At 67.8% G+C, this 19897-nt stretch carries 21 protein-coding genes, 1 tRNA gene and 1 pseudogene; 7 read left to right on the plus strand and 16 right to left on the minus strand.

Going from position 1 to position 19897, the window contains the following annotated elements:
• Positions 1 to 236, plus strand: a pseudogene (locus GVY64_RS33475) (IS5/IS1182 family transposase); the annotation flags it as partial.
• Here GVY64_RS33475 and GVY64_RS33480 read toward each other — a convergent pair.
• From GVY64_RS33480 to GVY64_RS33490, 4 genes are all read right to left on the minus strand, one after another.
• Positions 202 to 654 (minus strand): HD domain-containing protein, encoded by a 453-nt coding sequence (locus tag GVY64_RS33480; protein WP_159850193.1) that lies wholly within the window; start codon positions 652 to 654, stop codon positions 202 to 204. The pseudogene GVY64_RS33475 and the gene GVY64_RS33480 overlap by 35 nt on opposite strands.
• A 65-nt stretch (positions 655 to 719) precedes the next feature.
• Positions 720 to 1418: a tyrosine-type recombinase/integrase gene (locus GVY64_RS33485; protein WP_201298275.1), complete on the minus strand. Its 699-nt coding sequence runs from the start codon at positions 1416 to 1418 to the stop codon at positions 720 to 722.
• 108 nt (positions 1419 to 1526) lie between these two features.
• Positions 1527 to 1652, minus strand: a complete 126-nt coding sequence (locus tag GVY64_RS38805; RefSeq protein ID WP_268895697.1) for a hypothetical protein — start codon at positions 1650 to 1652, stop codon at positions 1527 to 1529.
• A gap of 97 nt (positions 1653 to 1749) precedes the next feature.
• Positions 1750 to 1823: transfer RNA gene (locus GVY64_RS33490), tRNA-Ile, on the minus strand.
• Positions 1824 to 1935: 112 nt separating this feature from the next.
• On the opposite strand from GVY64_RS33490, the gene GVY64_RS33495 reads away from it, so the two are divergent.
• The gene (locus GVY64_RS33495) at positions 1936 to 2385 is read left to right on the plus strand and encodes a nitroreductase/quinone reductase family protein (protein ID WP_159850195.1); all 450 of its coding nucleotides are present in this window, start codon (positions 1936 to 1938) and stop codon (positions 2383 to 2385) included.
• Here GVY64_RS33495 and GVY64_RS33500 read toward each other — a convergent pair.
• From GVY64_RS33500 to GVY64_RS38255, 3 genes are all read right to left on the minus strand, one after another.
• The gene (locus tag GVY64_RS33500) at positions 2370 to 2531 is read right to left on the minus strand and encodes a hypothetical protein (protein ID WP_159850197.1); all 162 of its coding nucleotides are present in this window, start codon (positions 2529 to 2531) and stop codon (positions 2370 to 2372) included. The genes GVY64_RS33495 and GVY64_RS33500 overlap by 16 nt on opposite strands.
• A gap of 64 nt (positions 2532 to 2595) precedes the next feature.
• Positions 2596 to 3591, minus strand: a complete 996-nt coding sequence (locus GVY64_RS33505) for a zinc-binding dehydrogenase (protein WP_159850199.1) — start codon at positions 3589 to 3591, stop codon at positions 2596 to 2598.
• An 80-nt stretch (positions 3592 to 3671) separates the two neighbouring features.
• Complete coding sequence (locus GVY64_RS38255) at positions 3672 to 4091, minus strand: hypothetical protein (RefSeq protein ID WP_236567451.1); 420 nt, start codon at positions 4089 to 4091, stop codon at positions 3672 to 3674.
• 46 nt (positions 4092 to 4137) lie between these two features.
• Here GVY64_RS38255 and GVY64_RS33515 point away from each other — a divergent pair, with 46 nt between their 5' ends.
• Positions 4138 to 4650, plus strand: a complete 513-nt coding sequence (locus GVY64_RS33515; RefSeq protein ID WP_236567452.1) for a hypothetical protein — start codon at positions 4138 to 4140, stop codon at positions 4648 to 4650.
• Here GVY64_RS33515 and GVY64_RS33520 read toward each other — a convergent pair whose 3' ends face one another.
• The 3 genes from GVY64_RS33520 to GVY64_RS33530 all read right to left on the minus strand — a co-directional run bounded on the left by GVY64_RS33520 (position 4651) and on the right by GVY64_RS33530 (position 8463).
• Positions 4651 to 6432, minus strand: coding sequence for an SDR family oxidoreductase (locus tag GVY64_RS33520; protein WP_442939667.1), 1782 nt, complete (start codon positions 6430 to 6432; stop codon positions 4651 to 4653).
• 28 nt (positions 6433 to 6460) lie between these two features.
• On the minus strand, positions 6461 to 7498 hold the full coding sequence (locus GVY64_RS33525; RefSeq protein ID WP_442939670.1) for a PDR/VanB family oxidoreductase: 1038 nt from the start codon (positions 7496 to 7498) through the stop codon (positions 6461 to 6463).
• Positions 7499 to 7560: 62 nt separating this feature from the next.
• Positions 7561 to 8463, minus strand: coding sequence for a metal-dependent hydrolase (locus GVY64_RS33530; protein WP_159850207.1), 903 nt, complete (start codon positions 8461 to 8463; stop codon positions 7561 to 7563).
• A 197-nt stretch (positions 8464 to 8660) separates the two neighbouring features.
• Here GVY64_RS33530 and GVY64_RS33535 point away from each other — a divergent pair, with 197 nt between their 5' ends.
• Entirely contained in the window at positions 8661 to 10052 is a 1392-nt protein-coding gene (locus GVY64_RS33535) for a WS/DGAT/MGAT family O-acyltransferase (protein WP_159850209.1), read from the plus strand.
• 44 nt (positions 10053 to 10096) lie between these two features.
• On the opposite strand, the gene GVY64_RS33540 is transcribed toward GVY64_RS33535, so the two are convergent.
• Complete coding sequence (locus GVY64_RS33540) at positions 10097 to 10993, minus strand: alpha/beta fold hydrolase (protein WP_159850211.1); 897 nt, start codon at positions 10991 to 10993, stop codon at positions 10097 to 10099.
• A gap of 559 nt (positions 10994 to 11552) precedes the next feature.
• On the opposite strand from GVY64_RS33540, the gene GVY64_RS33545 reads away from it, so the two are divergent.
• Entirely contained in the window at positions 11553 to 12296 is a 744-nt protein-coding gene (locus GVY64_RS33545; protein ID WP_159850213.1) for a glucose 1-dehydrogenase, read from the plus strand.
• 1 nt (position 12297) lies between these two features.
• Here GVY64_RS33545 and GVY64_RS33550 read toward each other — a convergent pair whose 3' ends face one another.
• The gene (locus tag GVY64_RS33550; RefSeq protein WP_159850215.1) at positions 12298 to 13299 is read right to left on the minus strand and encodes a YdcF family protein; all 1002 of its coding nucleotides are present in this window, start codon (positions 13297 to 13299) and stop codon (positions 12298 to 12300) included.
• A gap of 199 nt (positions 13300 to 13498) precedes the next feature.
• Between GVY64_RS33550 and GVY64_RS33555 the strand changes: the two genes are divergently transcribed.
• On the plus strand, positions 13499 to 14689 hold the full coding sequence (locus GVY64_RS33555) for a lipase family protein (RefSeq protein WP_159850217.1): 1191 nt from the start codon (positions 13499 to 13501) through the stop codon (positions 14687 to 14689).
• 82 nt (positions 14690 to 14771) lie between these two features.
• Here GVY64_RS33555 and mbp1 read toward each other — a convergent pair whose 3' ends face one another.
• Positions 14772 to 15023 (minus strand): microaggregate-binding protein 1, encoded by a 252-nt coding sequence (mbp1, locus tag GVY64_RS33560; protein ID WP_063020430.1) that lies wholly within the window; start codon positions 15021 to 15023, stop codon positions 14772 to 14774.
• 240 nt (positions 15024 to 15263) lie between these two features.
• Between mbp1 and GVY64_RS33565 the strand changes: the two genes are divergently transcribed.
• Entirely contained in the window at positions 15264 to 15659 is a 396-nt protein-coding gene (locus tag GVY64_RS33565) for a DUF6010 family protein (protein ID WP_159850219.1), read from the plus strand.
• 52 nt (positions 15660 to 15711) lie between these two features.
• Here GVY64_RS33565 and GVY64_RS33570 read toward each other — a convergent pair whose 3' ends face one another.
• The 3 genes from GVY64_RS33570 to GVY64_RS33580 all read right to left on the minus strand — a co-directional run bounded on the left by GVY64_RS33570 (position 15712) and on the right by GVY64_RS33580 (position 19625).
• A complete protein-coding gene (locus GVY64_RS33570) occupies positions 15712 to 15993 on the minus strand; it encodes a helix-turn-helix transcriptional regulator (RefSeq protein ID WP_159850221.1) in 282 nt (93 codons plus the stop codon).
• A gap of 656 nt (positions 15994 to 16649) precedes the next feature.
• A complete protein-coding gene (locus GVY64_RS33575) occupies positions 16650 to 18113 on the minus strand; it encodes an MDR family MFS transporter (RefSeq protein WP_159850223.1) in 1464 nt (487 codons plus the stop codon).
• 381 nt (positions 18114 to 18494) lie between these two features.
• Positions 18495 to 19625: an AI-2E family transporter gene (locus GVY64_RS33580; RefSeq protein WP_442939669.1), complete on the minus strand. Its 1131-nt coding sequence runs from the start codon at positions 19623 to 19625 to the stop codon at positions 18495 to 18497.
• Between the last annotated feature and the right edge of the window lie 272 nt (positions 19626 to 19897).

The raw sequence follows: 19897 nt of genomic DNA on the forward strand, positions 1-19897 counted from the left end.
ACGACTATCCGCGCGTGTATGCCGACCTGCGGCAACGTCGTATCACCGGGCACATCCCGCGCCGCGGCACCCGCGACAAGGTGACAGGGCGATGGATCGTCGAACAATCCCTGGCCCTGCTACACCACTACCGCCGCCTGGCCACCCGCTGGGAACGACGCACCGACATCCACCAAGGATTCCTCGACCTCGCCGCCGCCCTCATCTGCTGGCGAAGACTCCGCAACCGAACCTGATAGGCGCTCTAAGCACATCCGTCGTCTCACCGGTTGGGGTCGTCGTGATATCCGCCCACCACAGCGCGTCGCGGAGCGCTGTCTGCTCATCCGGCCAGCTGATCTCGATACTGCGGTTGCGTGCCTCGACACAAGCACACGAATGGTTGGCGACGAGAGCGCACAATCGCTCCGGCGCGCCCTCACGCCGCAGGAACTCGGCGCCATCAACCGGATGAAATCCGGTCTCACGGATCGACGGCGCGTAGCCGATGTCATGCAGCCACGCCGCAGCCAGCAATAGGTCGCCGTCGTCAACCACATCGACGGCCTGCTGAGCATGCCGAGCAACGCCTTGGACGTGCTGCCACCGACGAGACATGCCGACGAGATTGTCCCGTGCTAGCTGCGCAGCCCACGCAACGAAGTCATCGGTCATACAGGCAACCGTATCGCCTTGCCCCATGACCTGCAGTTGCCCCCGACTGCGCCGTCCGGACGGCCCTACAGTTTGTCGCCCAGCCGCGCCCGGCGGTGCGCTGCTTTCGCTCGACTGTCCGCGACCGCGGCGCCATAGCGGGACAACAGTTGACGCGATCGCCATCCGGCGAGCATCATGAGGTCCTGCTCCTGGCCGCCGCTGTCGAGCCAGGTATGCGCGAAGAAGTGACGGAGCTGATGAGGATGCAGACGTTCGATGCCGGCCGCGTCGCATCGCCGCTCGAGCATCTGGCGAATGCCGGAGTCGGTCATCACTCCGCGGTAACCGAGCCACAGAGCTGAATTGTCGTTCTTCGCGCCCGGATGCTTCGCACGGACCCGGAGGTATCTCCGCAGCGCCGTTCGGGTCTTGTCGCCGAACGGGCACGTCCGCGGTCGACCGCCCTTGCCGATCACCAGCACTGTGTTCTCGTTGAAGTCGAGCGCGTCCACCTCGAGCGGGGCGAGTTCGCCGCACCGCATCCCCGTGTCGGCGAACAACCGGATGATGGCGTTGTCCCGTCGGTCGGCGAAATCGGCACCATCGCACTCTGCGAGAAGAGCTTTCACCGCGTCCATGCTCGGCACGGGCACCTGCTGATCGGGGACCGCGGGCGGGCTCATCCTGTCGAACGGATTCGCGTCGATGATCTCTTCGGCCGCGAGGTATTTGAAGAACTGTTGCAGCGATCGGTACTGACCGCGCGCGTACTCCGGCGACAACGGCTCACCGGTGCGCCGATTGGGCCGCGTGAGCAGGTCCTCGATGTAACCACCGATGTGGGCGCGGGTGATGTCCGGCGCCGTGGTCGGCAGCTCACGCTCCTGAAGCTAGTCGGCGAAGTACCGGATCCGGGTGAGGTAGCCGTCGATGGTCTGCTTGCTCCGGTTCTTGCGACGCAGCTCCGTCGCGAAGTCCTCCGCAAGCTCTCTGATGTCGTCCAGATCCATCCCCATGTCCGGATTCTACCGGCAAAATACATTGCTGTCGGAGCACTGTTCTGGATCAACTCGGCTGTCGAGTTCGAACTTTCCGCAGCTCAGAGGCACTTTGTGGGGCGGGCGGGGCTCGAACCCGCGACCAATGGATTATGAGTCCACGGCTCTAACCGACTGAGCTACCGCCCCGCGCCGCGGGGAACCGCAGGCGTTGGGGATGCTACCGGGTCCGGCGGGTCGGGGACCAGTCGGAGTCGATGGCCTAGGGTGGGTGGGTCGGAAACTTACTGGAGGGTCAGGTATGGCCGGTCTGTTCACGAAGGTGCTGAAGGCGCATCAGTGGGTGTACGAGAACAGCGGTGGGCTGGTGGGGCATCGGCTGCTGCTGGGGAATCCGACGCTGCTGCTGCGAACGGTGGGGCGCAAGTCCGGCAAGGAGCGGACTTCGGCGCTGACCTACGCGCGCGACGGCGGGAACTATCTGGTGACGGCGTCCAACGGCGGGTCGCCGCGGCCGCCGGGGTGGCTGGCGAACCTGAAGGCGCGACCGGAGTGCGAGATCCAGGTCGGGCGGCGGAAACTGACGGTACGGGCCCGGGCGACGCTGCCGGATGATCCCGAGTACGCCCGGCGGTGGGCGCTCGTCGACAAGGTGAACAAGGGTCGCTACAGCGCCTATCAGAAGCTGACCAAGCGGCCCATCGCGGTCGTGGTGCTGACCCCGGCGGAGCGGGGTCAGCCCTCGCGATAGTCCTCGTCCCAGTCGTCGTAGTCCTCGGCCTCGTCATGGTCGTCCCATGGCTCGGCTTCCTTCGGTGGCCGGCTGGCGAACTGCACGACAGCGACCACGAAGCCGAGGACCACGATGACGATTGCGACGACGAGCAGAGTTTCCACCCCGGCACCCTAGCGCCGTGACCGGGACCGCGCACTACGTCAATTGTCCAGTTCGCCGCTTTATTCACACTGTTAACAAAGTGCGTCCTAACGCTGCCCGCGACTCGATGGCGGCATGTGCCCGATCGGCTTCGTCGAGCGGGAAGGTCTGGCCGACGACGACCTCCAAGCGCCCGGCGGCGACCTCGTCCTGGGCGCGCCGGGCCAGCGCCCGCCAATCGACGTCCGCGCCGGTGATGTCGAACAGCCCGTAGACGGTGACCCCGCGCGCCGCGGCGGCCTCCCGGTCCAGTGCGGCGAATTCGCCTGCGGCAGCGCCGTATCCGAGGAAACGCCCGCCATCCGCGACGACCGTGAGCGCGGCCTCTCCGAGTGCGCCGCCCGCACCGTCGAGCACCACGTGCGCGCCCGTTCCCCCGGTTGCGGCCCGCGCCTTCTCCGCCCAGTCGGGCGCGGAGTAATCGACCACCGCGGTCGCGCCGAGTCGCTCGGCCAGTTCCAGCTTCTGCGCGCCGCGCGCGGCCGCGACCACGTGCGCGCCCGCCGCCCGGGCGAGCTGGATCAGCAGGACGCCCAATCCGCCGGCCGCGGCGGTGATCAAGACCCACTCCCCCGGCTGGACAGCGGCGCGGTCGAACACGGCCAGCGCGGTCCTGCCGTCGTGGGTGAGCGCGACGGCCTGCGTTGCGGTCAGCCCGTCGGGCAAGGCCACCAGCGTGTCCGCCTTGGCCAGCGCTTTCTCCGCGTATCCGCCGATCGGCAAGCCTCCGCCGATGCCGCTGGCGGCAGTGGGCGTCGACACCCGCTTGCCCACCCAGGCGGGATCGACGTCGGGACCGACCGACGCCACCACCCCGGCGACCGCGCCGCCGGGCACGTAGGGCAGCTCGATCGCGAAGAAATCGGTTCCCCATCCCGACCGCAGCCGGGTGTCCAGGAACATCACGTCCGCGGCGGCCACATCGATGACCACCTCCCCCGGTCCGGCCACCGGATCCGGTAGCTCGCGCACCACGAGCACTTCCGGTCCACCGAACTCACTGGCTTGCACAGCCCGCATGACACATCCTTCGTCGTTTCTTGCCGTTTCGGAAGAAGATCAGCATGAAACCTGAAGTCGTGTTGAGGTCAAATCCTGCGTCAGGAACCGCCGCCGCAGCTGGAGCTGCTACCCCCGCCACAGCTGGAACTGCTTCCCCCGCCGCAACTGGAACTGCTCCCCCCACCACAGCTGGAACTGCTTCCGCCACCGCAACTGCTACCGCTTCCGCCGCCGCAGCTACTGCCGTGGTGATGATGATCGTGATGGTGGTGCCCACCGCCACCGCTGTGCGGCTGGTCGAATCCGCCGAACAGACCGGCGCCGCCGGCCGCCCAGAACGGATCCGTGGAACCCCCCTCGTTGGATCCCCCGCTTCGGTAACCGCCCCACCCGCCATAGGGCGGCGGCGGCATGAACCGGTCACGCTGCGAGCGAATGATGACGACCACGACGATGATCGGGACCGCCACGAGGAGCAGCACCATCAACAGGACGAACAGAAGGATGAGTGCGCTCATGTCAGAACGGTAGCGGCACATCGGCGCGCACGTACAGTGAACTGTGGTGAACTTCAGGTTCCGTCGATCCCCGGCGCGCGAGATCGACCTGACGGCCGTCCGCGCCGCCGTCGACGCGCTGGAACTGCCCGAAGCCGTTTACAAGACCTGTCCGTGGCAGCCGCGGGAATTGGTGGACACGGGTTTGCGGCAGTGGCTGCTGTGCTGCGGCGCCGCCATGCGTGACGATCGGGTGATCGGCATGCCGTCGCACGCGGTGGACGAGGCATGGCACGGGTTCATCCTCTGCACCAAGCGCTACGCCGATTTCTGCGCTACTGCCTACGGCCGCTTCCTGCATCACTTTCCAGAAGGCGACGGGCCGCCGAACCCGGCGCACGGGACCATGGCCGAGCAGCTCGGCCGCACCGTGGTGGCATGGTCGTTCGTGGCAGCGCCGGGCGAGGAATGCGTGCTCTGGGATCTGGATCGCCGGGTGGGCGTCGAGCACCCGTGGGGCATCGAGCGCGAGCGAGTCGAGGCCGTCGAGGCAGAACTCGCCCGCACCCTCGCCTCCTGATCAGGTCAGCTTCACCCGTGCCGCCAGGAATCGGACGACGCCCGGCGCCAGCCGCCCGAAGTGGTACTGCAAGTGGGCCTCCGGCGTCACCGGCACGATGCTGCGATTGCTCTCGACGGCCCGCACGATCCGCTCGGCCACCTTCTCCGGGCCGTAACGCCGCATCCGGTAGAGGTTGTCGTAGCGCTCCTGCTTGCGCTTCTCCTCCTCCGCGCCGACACCGGAGAACCGGGTGCGCCGCACGATATCGGTGTGCACGATGCCGGGGCAGATGGTGTGCACCGCAATGCCGCGTCCGGCCACTTCGGCTCGCAGACAGTCGGAGAACATGAACACCGCCGACTTGCTGGTGGAATAGGCGCTGAACCCCTGCTGCGGGCTGTAGGCCGCCATGCTGGAGAGATTCACGATGTGCCCGCCGAGGCCGCGTTCGGCCATGGCCGGGCCGAACGCGCGACAACCGTTCACCACGCCCCCGAGGTTGATCCGCAGCACCCGGTCGAAGTCCTCCGCCGAGGTCTCGAAGAATCCACCGGCCTGACCGATCCCGGCGTTGTTGATCAGGATGTCCGGCACGCCGTGGGTACGCAGCACCGTCGCGGCGTGCTCCCGCATCGAGCCTTCGTCGGCGACATCGAGCGGATACGCGTGCGCCACACCGTGTTCGGCGGCGATCAGCTCGGCGGTCTCCTTCGCCGCCGCGACATCGATGTCGGAGACGACGACCTCGGCGCCACGACGGGCCAGGGCGAGCGCGGTCGCACGGCCGATTCCGCTGCCCGCGCCGGTGATGACCACCAGCTGGTCTTCGAACGGCCGAGCGGGGCGGCCCACTTCGGCGCGGCGCAGGGTCCGCGGCGCCGCCGCGCCCCCGAGCGTGTCGATCAGTTCGGTGGTCGCGGTGGCCAGCAGTTCCGGATGCGAGAACGGCATCCAGTGCCCGGCGGCCACGTCCCGCCGCCACAACCGGTCGGTCCACTTGTGTGCGTCGTCGAATCCCGCGGGCCGCACGGCGACGTCACGTCCGGCGACGATCAGCTGCACCGGCACCTCGGTGTGCCGCTCGCGCGGAGCGAGCATGCGTCGCACGATGTTCGCGCGGTAGATCAGCAACCCGTCGACGATGTCGGCGCGGAAGGTCGGGCCGAGGAGCACGTTGGACGGCGCGGTCTCGTTCATGATCGAGACGACCCGCCGCCAGATGCGTTCGGTCCCGACCAGGCCGAAGGTGGCGCGCGGCAGCCCGGGGGTCATGAAGAAGAAGGTGTATGCCGACGAGAGCAACTGGGTGAACGGCTGCCACACGTTGCGCGGCGTCGGGCGGGCCAGGCGGTCGCGTATCCACTTGCCGATGTGGTCCAGGTTCGGCCCCGAGACGGAGGTGAACGACGCGATCCGGTCGGCCGCGCGAGGCTCGCACACCGCTTCCCATACCTGCACCGAACCCCAGTCGTGGGCGAGCACGTGCACCGGCCGGTCGGGACTCACCGCGTCGGCGACGGCGTAGAAGTCCGCGGCCAGGCGATCGAGCCGGAAGTCGGCGGTGCGCCGGGTGCGGGTGGAGCGCCCGTGCCCGCGGGTGTCGTAGGCGACGACGTGGAACCGCTGGGCCAGCTTCGGCACCACCGCGTCCCAGAGGTGATGGGTGTCGGGCCAGCCGTGCACCAGCACCACGGTTTCCGCGGCCGGGTCACCGTATTCGTAGACGGCGAGCTCGAATCCGTCGCTGCGCACAGTTCGTTCGACCGCCGGGAGTTCGGCGATTTCGGTAGTGGTCATCATTCTCTCCTCGACCGGCTCGGCAGCCGGATCACAGATCGAGCACGAGGCGTCCGCCGTCGGCGCGCGAGACGCAGACGAGCATCCCGCCCGCCGAGCGTTCGGCATCGGTGAGGACGCTGTCGCGGTGGTCGGGTTCGCCGGCCAGCACCCGGACCTTGCACGTGCGGCAGAAACCCTGCCTGCACGAGTACGGGCGGTCGGGCCGGGAGGCGAGGACGGCGTCGAGCGCGGAACGATCCGCACCGACCTCGATAACCTCCCCGGTGGAAGCGAATTGGATCTCGAACGGCTTGCCGTTCACGATCGGCGGCGGCGAGAAGCGCTCCGAATGCAGTTCCACGTAGGGCATTTCGCGTACGGCGTCGGCGATCACGGTGATCATCGGCACCGGGCCGCAGCAATAGACCGCCGTGTCCGGCCCGACGCCGGGCAGTAGGGCGCTCGCATCGGGGAGGCCGTGCTCGTCGTCGGTGCGCACGACGACGCGATCGCCGAATGCCGTGATTTCCGCGAGGAAGGGCAGCGTGTCCCGGCTGCGCCCGGTGTACACCATGGTCCATTCGATGCCCAGGCGGTGCGCCAGCCTGGCCATCGGCAGAATCGGCGTGATGCCGATGCCGCCGGCGACGAAATGCAGGCGTGCTGCCGGCGATCCATGGCCGGGCACGGCGAACGGGAAGGCGTTGCGCGGCCCGCGCGCCACGATCGGCGACCCCAACGGGAGCGCGTCGTGCACCTCCACGGAACCGCCGCCGCCTTCCGGGATCCGGCGCACTGCCACCCGGTAGGCGCGCACGTCGGCCGGGTCGCCACACAGCGAGTACTGCCGCAGGCGGCCGGACGGCAGCTCCAGGTCGAGGTGCGCGCCGGGGCGCCAAGGCGGCAGCGCGCGCCCGTCCGGGGCGGCCAGCCGCAGGCTGATCACGTCCTGGTCGTGCGCCTCGATCCGCCGGTCGGTGACCACGAGCGCCAGCCGCCGGTCGTCCACCCGGGAACGCGGCTCGCGCCGGTTGACCAGCGTGGTCCAGCGCAATCGCGCCGAGGCCACCGCGTCGAGCACCCGCACGGTGCGGTCGACCTCGCGCCTGCCGAACAGATCCGCGGGCAGGCGCTCGGGAACGTGCGACGTCACGAGGCCCGCGCCTGCGCCGCCGGGGATTTCGCCAGATAGGCCACCGCCTGTGCGGTGGAACCCACCGTCTCGGGGTGATAGCCGGGTTCGAAGGTGCTCAGCGCACTCCGCAACAGCGAGGGAACGCCGGGCAACGCGCCGCGCCACATCGCGCCGGAGATTCTCGCGAGCAGACGGGGATAGCCGAGGTCGGGCAGGTCCCGGTCCTGGTGGACGAGGAACTTGGTGCCGCGCACCACCAAGGTCAGGAAGATGGGGAACACCAGCAGCATCAGTCCGGCGCGCCGCACGTACCCGGCGCCGAAGTAGACGGCCACATCGTGTGCGACGTGCCGGTGCTCGACTTCCTCCGCCCCGTGCCAGCGGAACAGGTCCGCCATGCGGGGATCGGCGCCGAACCGCTCGAGATCGGCGTTGAGCACCCAATCGCCCAGATAGGCGAAGAAGTGTTCCAGGCAGGCGATGAAGGCCAGCCGCTCGACCAGCACCTGTCGTTCGGCCACGCCGGCGCCGCCCCTCGGCCCGAGCGTGCGGCGGAACAGGTACTCGGCCTGGCGCAGGTAGGGCCCGGGGTCGATGCCGTGCACGGCGAGCACGTCGTGCAGCACCTTGTCGTGTGTCTCGGCGTGCATCGATTCCTGGCCGATGAACCCGAGCATCGCCTCGCGCAGCTTCTCGTCCCGCACGTACGGCAGCGCCTCCGCGTACGCCGCGCAGAACATGCGCTCCCCCTCGGGCAACAGCAGATTCAGCGAGTTGATCAGGTGCGAGGCGATGGGCTCGGCGGGCATCCAATGCAGCGGTGTGTCCGACCAGTCGAAGCGCACGTTGCGAGCGTGCAGCGCCACGGCGCCCGGGTCGGTGTCGGGCCGTCGCCCGGCCCTGCGAAGTAGCTTCATCGATACTCCTCGATCGGCACGCGCCCGCAACCGTCGCGCGATTCCTACATATCCGTAGTAAGGATCATACACATATATAGAACCTCGAGTAACACACAAAATGACCGAGTGCGCTGTACGGTGACACAACTTCGCGACAGTCGTCACACCCGCCGTTTCCGGCACAAAACTAGAACGTGTTCTAGTAGGCTTTTGCTATGGAACGTTTGACCGGATTGGATGCCAGCTTTCTCTACTTGGAAACCGGGACCCAGCATCTGCACGTCTGCGCGCTGTTGATCCTCGACCCGTCGCCGGGTGACTACTCGTTCGAGGGATTCAAAGCCGAACTGGCCCGGCGGATTCCGCTGATCCCGCAGATGCGCCGCCGCGTGTACGAGGTGCCGTTGAATCTCGACCATCCCGTCTGGGTGGAGGACGCCGACTTCGACCTCGACTACCACGTGCGCCGGATCGCCATCGCGGCGCCGGCCGGGCGCCGCGAACTCGCCGAGTTGCTCGGCGACATCGCCAGCCGTCCCATGGATCGCGATCGCCCGCTGTGGGAGATGTCCGTCGTGGAGGGCCTCGACGACGGGAAGGTCGCGGTGATCTGCAAATACCACCACGCCGCGGTGGACGGCATCACCGGCGCCAACCTCATGATGCACCTGTGCGATCCGGAGCCCGGCATCACCAAGGAGGTGCCCGAACAGCGGTGGCGCCCCGAGTCGAAACCGAACGACTGGCAACTGCTGGCCGAAGCGGTGGTGAAGTTCCCCACCCGGGCGGGCATCGTCGGCATGCTGCCGAAAACCGTCGGTGTGGTCGCCGGCTTCGCGCAGCGTCGTCGCGAGAACAAGACGGGCATGGCCGTACCCTTCTCCGCTCCACGCACGCCTTTCAATCTCGCCATCACCCCGCATCGCACCGTCGCGTTCACCCAAGTGGAGCTCGACGCCATCAAGGAGATCCGCTCCGCGTTCGGCGTCAAGGTGAACGACGTGGTGCTGACCGTCGTCGCGGGTGCGCTGCGCGATTACCTGGCGGGGCGTGACGAATTGCCGGACCGTTCGCTCATCGCGTCCGTGCCCGTCTCGGTGCACGAATCGACCCGGCACACCGCGGGCATCAACAAGGTCTCCGCGCTGTTCGCGCGGCTCGGCACCGACATCGCCGACCCGGTGGAACGCCTGCGCGAGGTCGCCGAGGCCAATCGCGGGGCCAAGGAAGAACACGAGGTGATCGGCGCGGATTTCCTGCAGGACTGGTCGAAATACGCGCCGCCGAACACCTTCCGGCTCGCGGCGCGGATGTACTCGTCGCTCAAGCTGGCGGAGAAGCACCCCGTGGTGCACAACCTGGTGGTGTCCAACGTGCCCGGGCCGCCGATGCCGCTGTACTTCCTCGGCATCCGGGTGGACGGGATGTACCCGTTCGGGCCGGTGTTCCACGGCGCGGGCCTGTCGGTGACCGTGCTGTCGAACAACGACAAGCTGAATTTCGGCTTCATCGCCTGCAAGGAACTCGTGCCCGACATCGCGGCGCTCGCCGACGCCGTTCCCGGTGTGGTCACCGAATTGTTGTCCGCGGCGCGGAAATCGGGCTGAGCGCCGGTTCCCTGTCCGCCACCGCCGCCGGACAGGGCGCCGATTCAGATCCGCGCCGCGACGGACTCGCAAGCTTCGAGCAGCACCGGCACGAAACGGTCGGCCTCGAGTACGCAACACGCGTGCCCGGCCGCGACACGGTGCACGCTCGCCCCCGGGATCATGCCCGCCATCTCCACCTGCCGATAGACCGGAACCGCCCGGTCCCGCGTGGTGACGACCACGGCCGTCGGCATCGTCAGGCTGTGCAGCCACGCGGTCGCGTCGAACCGCCCGACCACGGCCAGGATTTGGGTGAGCGCCCACCCGCTGGTGCTGCGGAACTCGCCGAACGCCCACCGATCCAACCGCCCCGGCGCCCAGGTGAGCACCGGAAGCTCGGGCAGGCGGCCCGCCAGCTTCTCGGCACGGCGGTAGGAATACGGCCCCACTGCGGCCGCGAAGGCGCCGAACGTTCGATGAAAAGCCTGCTCGCGCCACTTCTCGCGGAATCGATAAGGCGTCGCGCATAGCACCAGCCCGCTCACGCGATCCGGATGGCGGCGGCCGGCCAGCAGACTCACGATTCCGCCGAGGGAGAACCCGACGCAGACAGCGCGGTCGATGCTCAGCGCGTCGAGCACGGCCGCCACGTCGTCGGCGCAGTCCTCCAGATCGAACCGTTCGGAGCGGATGCCGCGCCCGTGCCACCGCTGATCGAACAGGACCACCCGGTATCGTCGCGCCAGCGCCGCCAGCGAGGGGAACCAGGTGAGGTACGCGGTGCATGCGGTGGCATGCAGGAGCACCAGCGTCGGCGCGTCCTTCGGCCCCGGGATGTCGACGACGTAGGTCCGACCCCGGTCCGCCAGATCGATCAGGCGTCCATCGGGCACCTCGGCGATGTCCGGCACCCGGAAACGTCCGCCCAACCGCGTCACGCTTCGGCCGGAGTTCGTCATGACGCACCTCCCGTGGTCACACCGCAGGAACTTTTAGAACGTGTTCTATACGATCATGGCACACCTGCGCGCCCGGGCTGCCGAGTTTCCCCGGCGACGCGCCAGGACAGCCGTGCCCCTACGCACCCCACCGTGCGGCGATCCCGGCGCGCCGCGCAACCGACGCGAAAATCGCGGGCCACATCGACCAGGCGAGATCGGCCGATCGCAACGCGCGACACCCACCAGACGGCTCGACGGAGACCGCGAGCGTCACCTACACCGAGCCGAATTCGACCTTCACCTGGCCTGAGTCCATATGTGCTCCGGTGCAGAGCGACCGGCGGCCGTCCGGCCACACTGTACGGCCGAAACCCGAACTCGTCCGGCCTCGGCGTCACCTGAAGGACCGGCCGAGCTAGACACCGGCGAGCACGAAGGCCGCGGCGCGCGCCCACGCGACGGCACAGCCGGACGCCCGTCCACCGACCATCCACCTGGGTTACTGTCGCGGGACGCGCCCGGCGGGGCGAGTTTCTGTAACGTGTTGCAGAAGGGTTCTAGAGACGGAGGTGCCCACATGGGGCGGTTGACCGGCAAGGTGGCGTTGATCAGCGGCGGAGCGCGCGGAATGGGCGCGGCACACGCCAGGGCCCTGGTCGCCGAGGACGCCCGCGTGGTGCTGGGCGACGTGCTCGACGACGAGGGCGCCGCGGTCGCCGCCGAACTCGGCGACAACGCCGCCTACGTGCACCTCGACGTGCGCGAGCCGGAGGACTGGCGCAAAGCCGTCGATGCGGCGGTGCAGCGGTTCGGCTCGCTGAACGTCCTGGTGAACAACGCGGGCATCGTGAACGGCAATTTGCTCGTCGCGTTCGAGCTGGCCGAATGGCAGCGGATCATCGACATCAACCTCACCGGCACCTTCCTCGGCATGCAGGCGGCCACGCCCGCGATGATCGAGGCGGGCGGCGGCTCGATCATCAACATCTCCTCCGTCGAGGGCATGCGCGGCAGCCCGGGGCTGCACGGCTACACGGCCACCAAGTTCGCCGTGCGCGGGCTCACCAAATCCACCGCGCTCGAACTGGCGCAGCACAAGATCCGGGTGAATTCCGTGCACCCCGGCCTGATCCGCACCCCGATGACGGAGAACATCCCCGAGGACTTCCTGCAGATCCCGCTCGGTCGCGCCGCCGACCCGGCCGAGGTGTCCGCCCTGGTGACCTTCCTCGCCGGCGACGAGTCGTCCTACACCACCGGAGCCGAGTTCGTCATCGACGGCGGTCTGACCGTGGGCGTGCCGCACAAGAGCTTCGGCTGACTCAGCCGCGGGTGGCCAGCAGAGCCAGCGGCGGCAGCGACACCAGCGCGACGCCCACCACGATAGTGGTCCATTTGTAGGCCACCAGCAGCGCGGCGAATTCGCGCAGGAACGCGCTCGGCAGGTAGTAGAAGGCGGTCCTGGCGCCCGTCACCTCGGCGTCGAGGTGGAGGCGGCGCGCCAGGATCGCCGTGCGCAGCGCGTGGAAATTACTCGTCACCAGCACCATGCGCGTGGCGGGGCCGCGCTCGCCGAGCAGCCGCTTGGTGAACAGCAGATTCTCCTCGGTGGATTCCGACCGGTCCTCCAGCACCACACGGTTTTCCGGCACGCCGCGGCCGATGAGGTAATCGGCCATCGCCGAGGCCTCGGAGACCTCCTCGTCGGATCCCTTGCCCCCACTGGCGATCAGCAACGGCGCACGCCCCTCGGCCGTCTCACCGCGGTAGACCTCGATCGCCCGGTCCAGGCGCGCGGCCAGCAGCGGCGGCACTTCCCCGTCGACCAGTCCGGCTCCGTGCACGACGATCGCGTCCATCCCGGGCCGGTAGGGCAACAGGCCGTAGCAGAGCGAATACAGCAGGAACGCGGTGAACAAGAAGCCGACGTAGCTGATCGCCATCGTCAGCGATGCCAAAAGCACGGCGAACCAGAAGTTTCCGGTGAGGAGAGCCAGGCCCAGCACCACGTACGGCACCAGCAACGCGATGCCGAGCCCCAGCGGCAGCAGATTCGGGACATGCCAGCCCTCGCGGCGCACCAACTGCGCGCCGTTGGCGATCGACAACCCGGCGAGTACCAGCACCAGCAACGGTGACAGCAGTACCACCAACGGTGCGAGCACCACCGGCAGGTCGCCGTCGACGATCCAGCCGACCGCCCACGCGCCGACGAACCCTGTCCCCAGAAGCAGCAACACCCCGTGGCCGAGTCGCCTTCGGTCCGTGCCGAATCGCACCGCGAACACACCGAGCAGGACGACGCCGACGACCAGCAGAAGCACCGGGCCACGGTAACCGACCGGTGAGCGCTGCGCCCGGCCGTCCCCGAGCGGCGCGGCTACCTCGGCTTTTTCCGATCGTCCCCTACAGTGTGCAGGTCCGGGCATCGGTCGCCGTCGACCGGCATCCGGGATGCATTCGACTTCAGCACACCAGCTTTACGCACCAGCACGTCGTGAGGAATGGGAGTCGACGAAGGACATGCTTCGATTGGTCATCGCCACCGCAGCGGCCGCGCTTTGTGTGATCACACCGCAAGCCGCGGCGCAGCCCATCTATCCCGCGCCGGATCCGGATCCGTTCTACGCCACTCCGGCCGATCTGGACCGCGCCGCGCCCGGCGATGTCCTCGCCGTACGGCCGATGCCTGCGCTGCCGACGTTCCCCGGCTCGACGGTCACGATGATCAAGTTCCGCTCGACCAACTCCGCCGGTGAGTCGATCGCGGCCACCACCACCGTGCTGACTCCGCCCGATCCAGCCCCCGGTGGGCCGCTGCTGTCCTATCAGCACATCATCAACGCACTCGGCACCCAGTGCGCGGTCTCCCGTGTCCTCTACACCAGCGACCCCAATCTGGCAGTGCGCGAAGCGCCTGCGCTCAACGCCCTGCTGCTGCGCGGCTGGTCGGTCGCTCTGCCCGACCACCTGGGGCCGACCAGCGCCTACGGGGCCGCGAAACTCGGCGGCATGATCACGCTGGATGGACTCCGCGCGGCCCGGCGGGTCGCGGAACTGGGATTGGCGGACAGCCCGATCGCCATGCTCGGCTACTCCGGCGGAGGGATGGCGAGCGCATGGGCGGCCGCGCTCGCGCCGACCTACGCGCCGGAACTGCCGCTCGTCGGCGTCGCCGCGGGCGGGGTACCGATGAATCTGGTCAAGATGATCGAGGGCCTCGGCTACGCGCCGCACGCGGCCTTCGGTCTCGCCTTCGCCGCCGCTCTCGGACTGGAGCGGGAATACCCGGCGCGACTGCCGGTGAGTGAACAGCTGAACTCGGAAGGGCTGTCGGTCCGCAACCGGATCGCCGACAGTTGCACCAACGAGATCCTGCTGGCCGGCGCGGGCCGGGGAATCGTGGACGTCGCGGCCTCGAATTCGCTGGCCGACGACAAGCGCGCACGGGGCGTGCTCGAGGAGAACAGCCTGGAACACTACGAAGGCGTCCCGGCCGTTCCGGTCTACCAATGGCGCGCCGAGATCGACGCCCTCATTCCGGTGGAGTCGATCGATGCCACGCTCCGGCGGTACTGCGACGCGGGCGCGCGAGTGCTCTACGAGAAATTTCTCAGCCCGGACCACTTGTCCACCGCGGTGCTCGGCATACCGCCCGCCATCGATTGGCTGGACGCACGCTTCCGCGGGGTGCCCGCACCGACCAACTGCTGACGGCGGCCCGGCCGACGGCAGTGCACGCCGACCGGGAGCGGATCGTTCCGCCGCGCCGCCACATCGGATCTCGCGCCGAGGACTAGACGTCCTTGCCGCTCTCGTAGGCGCTCTGGCGCGCCTCGTCGAGATCCGCTTCAGCACGGGCCTTTTCGGCCTCGGCTTCCTTCTGCGCCGCGTCCCGCTGGGATTCGGCCTTGTCCTGCTGTGCGCGACCCTCTTTCTTCAGGTCCTCGTCACCGGTGACGACGCCAGCGGCTTCCTTCGCCTTCCCCTTGATGTCTTCCACGACACCCTCGACAGCTTCCCGGGGTCCGCTCTGATGCTCCGGCATCACATACCTCCCAATTCCTAGTCGGCTGACATCCGCCGCATACCCGACTCCGGCGACGTCAATCGTCGTGTGACGCCGACCACCCCCGATCGGCCTGACGCCGCCGCGGACTGGCCTCGCCGACTACGTTCCCGGTGGCGGTTTTCCGGCGAGACGTGGCGTAAATGCCTCTGGGAAGGGCTCGCTCGCCTCGATAAATTCGGTTCGCGAAGGAGTCCGACCGCAAGGAGTTCAGCCATCATGAATTATGTCGCGCCGGTGCTGATCGGCATTCTGTACGCGATGGTGATGTCGGTGATCCCGGAACCCCATCGTCGCCGCTTCAATGCCGTCATGGTCGCCGGTGCCGGGGCGGCATATCTGAGCGGCGGTGGAGCAGGCGGCTGGGAATTCGTATTCACGGCCGTCGCGACCTACTGCGCCTACCGCGGACTGGAGTCCTGGACCTACATCGGCACAGCCTGGCTCCTGCACACCGCATGGGACCTGTTGCACCACTTCAAAGGCAATCCCATCATCCCGTTCGCGCACGACTCATCCCTCGGATGCGCGATCTGCGACCCCGTCATCGCCGTGTGGTGCCTCTACGGCGGCCCCTCACTCTTCGGCTTCCGCCGCAATGCCGCCGTTTCCTGAACTGTCCTCCGCGCAAGCCATTCAGCTCGGGTGATCCGCACCCGCGCTTCGGTCAGAGGTCATCGATGTCGATGAGCGCGTCCTGCAATGCGCGGGCGACCAGAGCGGCTTTCGTCGGCGCGGGGCGGCCGACCGCGGCGTACTTGTCTCTGATCCGTGCCAAGTGGGTGTTGACCGTCCCCAGCGAGATGTACAGACGCCGCCCGACTTCCACTTTCGAGTCCGAAGCGATCCACGCCAGAAGCACTTCGATCTCCCGGCTGCTCAGCGCCGGACGCTCCCGCTCCAACGCGACGGGCAGCTGGTCGTCCCTATGGTCGAAGGCGATACTCATGAACTAATCCTTTGTAATCCTTTGATGTTGCGATTTATCGGAAGGCCAAGTGCCGATGCCAATAGCGCGCGGGCGGCGGGCCGGCCCTGGTGAACACCCCTGGAGGACGATTTATCCACGCAGCGCTGTGTGCACGTAAGGGCGGGATGGAAAGACGTGGATTGAACCGACCAGTTCGTCCCCCTCGACTACATCCGTGCCGGATGTCTCGCGGTCACAGATCTGCCTCCGACCGAAACACCACGGTTTTGCGAAGAACAGTCTGCACTCGCCCCGAGCTGCGCGGGACTCGAACAGCAAACGTTCGGTCGTATATCCGACCGTGCGCATCCGACAACCCGGCCGTGGAAGATTCTGGTTGGTTTATTTCCCCATATAGTCGGGTTTTCGCCCGACTGGAACCACGCGTGCGCAGCGATCTGACGCTGAGCCGCGTGTCGATGATTCGTGTCGGTCGGCGTATTCCTTCCCTCCTTGCCGCAGACGCCGGCGTGGTGAGATCTTCGGCCACGAACTACGGCTCCAGCATCGGGTGGGCACTCCGCAGGGAACAGGGGTTGCCTGTTGCCGTTCCAGAGAGCAGCGGGCAACCCGCTGGGATACGGCGAAGCCCCTGGCCGTCGATGCGGCCAGGGGCTTCCCGTGGTGCGATTCGTTCAGTGCTTGGTCAGTTGCGGCGTCGCGGCCTCGGACTCGACCGCTTGTTCCGGAGCCGCCGCCCGGCTCGGCAAGAGCACCGCCATGACGATCACGACCAGCGCCAGCGCCGCCGAGACGAGGAAGGCCAGGCGCATCCCGTCGAGGTGCGCGGTGACGAGGTCGGTGCCCTCGGCGGCGAGCGAGGTGGCGCGGGCCGACATCACCGTCACCACCAAGGCGGTGCCGAACGCCGCGGCGACCTGCTGCAAGGTGCCCAGCATGGAGCTGCCGTGCGAGTACAGATGCTGCGGCAGCGCACCGAGACCGAGCGTGAACACCGGGGTGAACGCCGCTGCCAGCGACACCATCAGCAGGATGTGCAGACCAAGCAGTTGCCAGTACGGCATGGTCATCGAGATCTGGGTGAACCCGGCCAGCGATGCGGCGATGCCGATGGACCCCGGAATCACCAGCGAGCGTCCGCCGAACCGGTCGAACAGGCGACCGACGGTCGGACCGAGCAGGCCCATCGCCAGCCCGCCCGGCATCACCAGCAAGCCGGTGGCCAAGGGGCTCAGGCCACGCAGATTCTGCAGGTACAGCGGCAGCAGGATCATCGACCCGAGCATCGCCATGAACGCCACCGACATCAGGATCAGCGCCTTGGCGTAGGTGCCGGACAGCAGGACCCGCAGATCCAGCAGCGGAGTGCCGGTGCGCTGCAGGCGCAACTGACGCCACACGAACCCGGCGATCAGCGCGGAGCCCGCGGCGACGATCAGCGCCGGACCGGCGAGGTTGTCGCTCTCGAAGCGGCTGAGCCCGAACACCAGTCCGCCGAACCCGAGCGCGGCCAGAGCCACGCTGGCCGAGTCGATCTGCCCGGCCTGCGGTTCACCCACGTTCTCCAGCTGACGCAGCCCCAGCCAGGCGATCACACCGGCGATCGGCAGCACCAGCACGAAAAGCCAACGCCACGAGCCGATTTGCAGTACAGCTCCGGAGATCACCGGTCCCATCGCGGGTGCCACCGAGATGGCCAGGGTGACATTGCCCATCACCCTGCCACGGTCGTGCTCGGCCACCACCGTCATCAGTGTGGTCATCAGCAACGGCATCATCACCGCGGTGCCGAAGGCTTGGACGACCCGGCCGAGCAGCAGCACCGCGAACGACGGCGCGACCGCCGACAGCGCGGTACCCGCCAGGAAGACGGCCATCGCCGCGGCATACGCCTGCCGGGTCGACACGCGCTGCAGGAACCAGCCGGTGGTCGGGATGACCGCCGCCATCGTCAGCATGAACGCCGTCGACACCCATTGCGCGGCCCGGTCGGTGATCGCGAGGTCCTCCATCAACCGCGGAATCGCGTTGATCATGATGGTCTCGTTCAGGATCACCACGAAAGTGGCGAGCACCAGCACCCGGATGACGGTCGGTGTCCGCCCTCCCGAGGCGGGAGCGGATAAGTCGACGGACATCGGATACCTCCGGAGCAAAGGGTCGCTGACAGGAACATGTGGCCCGTTGCCGAGTCACCGGATCGCGTCCCGGCGCCACAACGATCGAGACGGTGTCGAATGCACGAACTCATCGGGCGCGGGTCAGTATTCCGGTCGGCACCGACACAAATCACCTTCTTTTCCGGTCGATCCTCCCGTCCTCGCGCCGGAAACCGCTGCTCAACAGGTACTCGCACATCCATCGAGAGATAATCGTGAGTCTGGTCACCATCTGCCGAGTTCGAGCGTCGGTGGTCGCGGCTGCTGCTACGCCGCCGAACCAGGCAGCCGCGGTGTCGCCCGAATCGAGCATCGCCACCGCCTCGCCCCGGTCGATCGGATCCAGCCGCTGGTAGGTATTCATCGTCCAGTCGTTCCGTCGGCGCCGGCTCGTTCCTGATGGGCATCGTCGCCCGGATTGGCCGGTGCGCTGCTGATCAAGGCGCTGACCCAGCGGGTGGCGGGGTCGATGTCGAGCAGTACCGCTTTGAGCAGCAGGGTGAGCGGGATGGCGAGCAACGCGCCGAGTGCGCCCAGCACCCAGGTCCAGAAGACCAGCGCCAAGAAGGTCACCGTCACGCTGAGACCGACCGCGTCGCCGACGTACTTGGGCTGGATCAACGACTGGATGACGAAGTTGATCACGCTGTAGACCACGATCACCCAGATCATCAGCGTCGGACCGCCTTCGAGCAGCGCGAGCAGCGCGGGCGGAACCAGACCGACGACGAAACCGACGTTGGGGATGAAGTTGGTGATGAACGACAGCACCGCCCACAGCAGTGGCAGCGGGACACCCAGCCACCACAGCGCAAGCCCGTCGAATACCGCGACGATGAATCCGAACACCGTGGACACGATCAGGTAGCGGCGAGTTCCCGAGGCGAAGGTCTCGAACGCGAACGCGATATCGGGGCGCACTTCGGTGACGATCTCGACCCGCCGTCCCATCGATGTGGCGTCGAAGGCCATGAACAGCAGCAGCACGATGACGAAGACGAGGTCGGACAGCACGCCGGCCAGTCCGGTGAGGGCGGATTGCAGCACCGTGGTCAGCCGGCCCAAGTCGACGCCGCTGAGCAGGTCGCGGATCTGGTCGCCGCCCACACCGGCGTCGGCGAGCGATGTGCGCACCCCGCCGAGCAGATCATCGAATTCCGCGGCATAACCGGGCAATTCCGTGGCCAGTTGCGCGACCGACACCACCAGCACGCCCAGCAGCCCCACCACGATGGCATAGACCGCCGCCAGCGCCAGCGCCATGCCCACCCAGGCCGGCAGTCCGCGCCGCCGCGCCCAGGCGTGGATCGGTTGCACCGCGACGGTGAGCATGAGAGCGAGGAAGACCGGACCGACTATGCCCGCGAACACCTTGATCCCGGCGATCGACACCACCGCCCCCGCGGCGGCCATCAGCACGATCAATCCACGCGGGATGGACCACCCGTCGCGCTGCCCGACGGGGGTCGCGTCATCCATCTCCGATGCCACCGGCGACTCCCATCGCACGTTGCTGCTCGTCAGGACCTGCTGGAGGATCGTATGCCCGCGCGGGCCCGCCTTCGCTCATTCACAGGGGGTGCGGCGCGACAAAGACTGCCGCTCGGCAGGAATCTCCCCCGTCCGGTGTCCACATCTGTCGATCCGACTCCCCCCGAACAGGTGAGGAGTTCGCCTTCCACCGGACACCGCTGCCCCACGACCCGGCATGGTCGCCGCGCCTGACCCCGCCGCCGCTGAGGTGAGTCGACGAACGAACCTGG

The organism is Nocardia sp. CY41 (assembly GCF_009829325.1).
GTDB lineage: Bacteria > Actinomycetota > Actinomycetes > Mycobacteriales > Mycobacteriaceae > Nocardia.